The following is a 4,596-nucleotide window of genomic DNA, read 5'->3' on the forward strand; positions in this document are numbered from 1 at the left end:
CACACGCTGGTCGCCACTGCAGCATTGGTGACCGCCGCGGAGACGCCGGACGCTGCCTCTCTATGACTAGGCCTACGTCAGGCCAGCGTGCTCAAAGGCATACCTCCGGCGCCCTCGCAGCTGCCACCACCATGCGAACACAGACCGCGCGCCGCTCTATGCAGAGGTTTCAGCAGACCCGGATCGCCGCAGGCATCGCAGTCCTCCACTCGAACATCTCCAGAAGCTTCCGCTCCATAGGGACGCCCTTAACCACGGATTAGGGAACCAACAGGGCTCCTGTGCCGGTGGGTTGAGACGTCGAACATCTCCCTCAACGGCACGGGGGCTTTGTGCGTTGCGGCTCTCATCTCGACCTGACCGGCGTCACCCGATCAGTGGCCACGCTGAAAATGCTCAGTGGTCACTCTAAGGAACTCGGCGCCCGCAATGGTCGAAGCAGACGCTGTCCAAGATCGAACAGGACGCGGGCTACCTCACGTCGGAGACACTGGCCCTGCTCGCAACGGCGCCGCACGTACCCGCACGCCGCTTGCTCATCGATGGGGGCACCCCCGTCTGCATCCAGCGTCAGGACCAGGGCGGGTGGGCCAACTGGAGCGCGACAGCAGCGATTCTGTACGTGGACAAGCGACGCGGACACAACCCCTGAAAGCTGCCCAGCAGCCAGAATAAGCACCGTTGCAGTACTGAGCGCTCAGCGCACCGATGCCGCGTCTTGCGAAACAAATCGCAGATGCGGATGAGCCGGATCCAAGCTTGGTTCACCCCTCGGCAGAACGGGAGCCAGTGTTGAGAAGACCTGTTGCATGACTGCATTCGTGTAGTCGGCCAAGGTCTCAGACGCTTGCAACAGCACACCTCCGGACTGCAGTGAGACAACTCGGTGAAAAGCTCTGGAAGACTCCAATTCGGCGACACCGCCAAGCTGTGACAAGATTTCTGGGGGGCATACAGTCACCCAGGCATAGCCCCGCAGGATCTCCCGGCTCTCTCGCAACGATGCGCGTAGTCTTCGGCGTAGCGCAGCATCGAGGTTGGTGTAATCGTCGAAGTCGTTCAGTTCAATCCGACCGAAGGAAGGATTAGCCACATCCAATGCCTCACGGAGAAACTCCACCATGGCCCCGCATTGCACGGGATCATCCGGGCGGCTCATCGGCAGACGCGCTGACACCTGCCAGATGGAACCATCGGTGACCAGCTGCCGCGCGCGTACACCAACGAGTTCAATATCACCCTCAGAGTATCGGGCATCCACCCACCAAGGAAACCCTCTGAGGAATTCCTCGAATTGGCTCCACTGGTCACTCAAATTCATAAGTCGATGCGAAGGACCATCAATTTCCTGAGTTACCAGCACGTGGGAGACCACATCTGCCTCGCTGCTCACTTCGGCTTGAGCTGGGCCGCCAAAGAACGAGGATCGGGCACTCGTGAACCAGCGCACCAGCGATTCTTCTCGGCCGTGCGACACCAAGGGATCAAACGTAGCCTCAATGTAGACTGCCACATCACGCACCTTTCGCACGTTTCCCACGGGTCAACACGCGCCGCCCAACACACACGCAGGCCCCTTGGACAAAATGCTACCCACGCCCAGCACCACGGCAGTCACCGCGGCCGCCAACCCCACCGTCTTGGCGTCCGGCAGCTGACCACTGATAGGCAACCCTGGAGGTGTGATCGGCGAAGGAGAGGGTTCAGCAGTCGGCGTGCGAGTGGGTTCCTTCACCGGCGTACCTACACTCGGGCTCGGCGAGGGGCTTGCGGCGGGAGTTCTGGTACGCCTGCGATCTGTTCCGTAAAATCTCATTCCAGGTGATGTCTGCTCAGACCAGACACGCCCATTTCCTTGCCCCGAGGCGAAACGCTGCGCAGGAAGGTCTACACCACGCACGACATCCCGATCATCGCCCACGCCGTCCAGATGAGCCTGAAGCTTGGTGACGTATCGAGTCAAGTCCCTGGGGCCCTCTTGCCGACCGTAGTCATCGGCTTTGCCATTCGGCTTGATTTCCCAGATGTACACCCTGTCCTTGGTCCAGAGAATCAAATCGGCGTAGCCATCATTCTTGGCATCCTTGCCGCCACTGGCCCCTGGAATTTTGTTGGCTTCAGTCGAGCCTTTCCCCTTCCGTATGTCCACCGTGACATATCCGTCAATGTTGTGCTGCTTGGCCCAGGAAGAAGCGGCGAATCCACTCGCGCACACAGCGGCGTTGTGGGCGGTCGCCTGAGGAGCGAGACACTTGTAGAGATTCGTGTGGCCATTGTTACGGACAACCACACTGTCATCGTTCCCGCCTCCTCCGCTCGCCCCGCCGGCTCCCGAGCCGCCTCCCCCTCCGCCCTCATTAATGGTGTCAATGTTGTCTTTACTGCAGCTGTAGTTAGCAGGGCCACAGCTTTCGAGACCCGCAGGGTCACTCCTTGTGATGGGAGAATTATTCGCATAGGCGTAACCATTCATCTGCAATGGGTCGGCAACGTCGAAGACCGGGTCGGCGGAGACGAAACGGCCGGTGTTCTGGTCGTATTCACGGGCGCCGAGGTGAGTGAGGCCGGTGTTGGTGTCGTCGATGCCGACGCCGAGGTAGGTGTGCTGGTTGGGCCAGCTGCTCGGCTTGGTGCCGCGGGTCTCGCCGTAGGGCTTGAAAGCTCGGCGGGTAACCGTCTGGTCCTTGCCGAGGTCCACCGCGATGCTCGCGGTGCCGAGTTGGTCGGTGATCAGACAGCTCAGTGTGTGACCGGTGGTCGAGCCGTTGGTCGTGCGGACGACGGTGGGAGCTCCGGCCTGAGTGTAGGTGCGGACGGCGTTGAGGGGAGTGCCGGAGCCGTCGGCCATGACTTCGGTCTCGCCGAGGTAGAGCGTGGTGCCCGTGGATTAGTGTTGGAGGATGCGGTTGCCGTCGGCGTCGTAGACGTACTGGGTGGTGGTGCCCTCGGCGGTCGCGGTGTCCAGTTTTTCCTCGGCCGTCCAGGTCAGGGACTGGTTCTGGGTGGTACCGGGACGGGTGGTGGTGTTGCCGGCAGCATCGAAGACGTAGGACTGCGTGCCGGTGGCGGTTCCGCCCTTCGCACTGGTGACGCTCTTCTATCCCGGAGGCCGCAGCACGGTCGGCATACCCTCCACCGTCATCGGCTCCGGAAGCTGGACGTACAAGCAAGCCCTCGGCTGACCTGGAGGCCGCCAGGCCACCCAACAGGCACACAGCGACACGCAGGGCCTCCTGGTGGGGAAAGGGGGGCGCCCCCGTTCCCGACTCTCGGGAGGCCCTGTGTCGCCTCGGCGCAGGATCCCGGACCCGTCACCGCCGGGCGACAGTTCGACGACGCTGTGTACTTGCAGTGCGGGATGTGGGCACGCTGGTCGTATGACGAGCCTTTTGGCGGACGGCCGGTTGGCCTGCGGCTGTGGTGAAGATCAGATTCCCTGGATGCTGGCGAAATTCGGGTTCCTGGGGCTGGCGGGACTGGTTCTGGCGGTTCTGGTCGTGATGACTCTGGCGGGGTGGTTGATGGCCTCGGCGGTGTCGCTGGTCATGCGGTGGCGGCATCCGCCGGTGACGGTCGAGGAAACTCCACCTGGCTCTCTGGACGGTTTCACCTGGCGGACCGACGAGCCCCGCTACGGTGCGGTCCGTGACCGCCGAGACCCCTGATTTCATACGGACCACCCGTACCTCGTCCGACACGATCGCCGACAACTACACCGCTCAGTTCTCCGACCATCTGGCCGACAGCCCGCTGGAACGCTCCCTGCTCGGTGCCTTCGCTGAGATGGTGGGCGGGAACGGTGACGGGGACGGGGCGCCGGCGCCGATGGTGTCCCGTGTGATGGTGTAGCGAATCAACCGGTGGGCGCGTTCGGGGTGTTCGGCAGCGCTGGGGCACTTTCGGGGAGCTCGCGGTAGATCTCGTCCATGCTGCCTTCGGGGAGGTAGCGGCGGGGGAAGGCGACCCACTCGTCATGCATCTCGAAGAGCACGGTGGTGACTAGCCGCAGCAGGGCGTCGTCGCTGGGGAAGAGCTGCACGACGTCGGTCCGGCGCTTGATCTCGCTGTTGATCCACATCAGCTCGACGTAGCCCTCGACCGAGCAATGCCTTAGCGACGCCGCGGCGAAACTTGACGACCAGCGGCAGCGGCGTCTGTGAACGCCTCGCATGGAGTAGGCCGAGGGGTGGTCCGACCCACGTGTCCGAGACCAAGATCCGGTCCATTCCCGGACCACATTGCCACATGCCCGCTGGCAGCGCACCGTCACCGCAGGTCAGCGTGGGTACTGCTCGTGTACCACCATGAGACGAAGAACATTCTTGTTTCATACAGTCCGAAGAAACTTGGGTTCTTCTAGAGACTGAAGTCGGTTACCTGGAGGCATCGTTGCGCTCCAGGCAACCCGACGCGACAGCTACCCAAGGTAAAGCGTTGGGTGGAGTCCCACACGGGCCGGTCGCGGACCAATGGCGCCGGAGTACCGCCCTCCCCGCACGCTCTAACCTCGATCTTTCGTGATGGGCCGCCGACGGAGTCGGGGGCCCATTTCGTTGTCGGTGGCTGAGGCGGGGCAGGTTGAGGGCCCGGGTGTCG

5 protein-coding genes and 1 pseudogene are annotated in these 4,596 nt (G+C 62.6%); 2 read left to right on the forward strand and 4 right to left on the reverse strand.

Features of this window, described 5'->3' with window-relative positions; all coding sequences use genetic code 11:
- Positions 1-697: 697 nt before the first annotated feature.
- The 3 genes from ABZT06_RS50205 to ABZT06_RS50215 are packed head-to-tail and all read right to left on the reverse strand — an operon-like array spanning position 698 to position 2,989.
- Positions 698-1,513, reverse strand: a complete 816-nt coding sequence (locus ABZT06_RS50205) for a hypothetical protein (RefSeq protein WP_355756567.1) — start codon at positions 1,511-1,513, stop codon at positions 698-700.
- 30 nt (positions 1,514-1,543) lie between these two features.
- The gene (locus ABZT06_RS50210) at positions 1,544-2,848 is read right to left on the reverse strand and encodes an RHS repeat-associated core domain-containing protein (RefSeq protein WP_355756569.1); all 1,305 of its coding nucleotides are present in this window, start codon (positions 2,846-2,848) and stop codon (positions 1,544-1,546) included.
- A gap of 39 nt (positions 2,849-2,887) precedes the next feature.
- The gene (locus tag ABZT06_RS50215; RefSeq protein ID WP_355756577.1) at positions 2,888-2,989 is read right to left on the reverse strand and encodes a hypothetical protein; all 102 of its coding nucleotides are present in this window, start codon (positions 2,987-2,989) and stop codon (positions 2,888-2,890) included.
- Positions 2,990-3,377: 388 nt separating this feature from the next.
- On the opposite strand from ABZT06_RS50215, the gene ABZT06_RS50220 reads away from it, so the two are divergent.
- On the forward strand, positions 3,378-3,665 hold the full coding sequence (locus ABZT06_RS50220; protein ID WP_355756572.1) for a hypothetical protein: 288 nt from the start codon (positions 3,378-3,380) through the stop codon (positions 3,663-3,665).
- On the forward strand, positions 3,646-3,849 hold the full coding sequence (locus ABZT06_RS50225) for a hypothetical protein (protein WP_355756574.1): 204 nt from the start codon (positions 3,646-3,648) through the stop codon (positions 3,847-3,849). Before ABZT06_RS50220 ends, ABZT06_RS50225 begins: the two co-directional genes overlap by 20 nt.
- A 4-nt stretch (positions 3,850-3,853) precedes the next feature.
- On the opposite strand, the pseudogene ABZT06_RS50230 reads toward ABZT06_RS50225, so the two are convergent.
- Positions 3,854-4,072, reverse strand: a pseudogene (locus tag ABZT06_RS50230) (transposase); the annotation flags it as partial.
- Positions 4,073-4,596: the final 524 nt, after the last annotated feature.

It is taken from the genome of Streptomyces sp. NPDC005483, from assembly GCF_040606035.1.
Classification (GTDB): Bacteria; Actinomycetota; Actinomycetes; order Streptomycetales; family Streptomycetaceae; genus Streptomyces.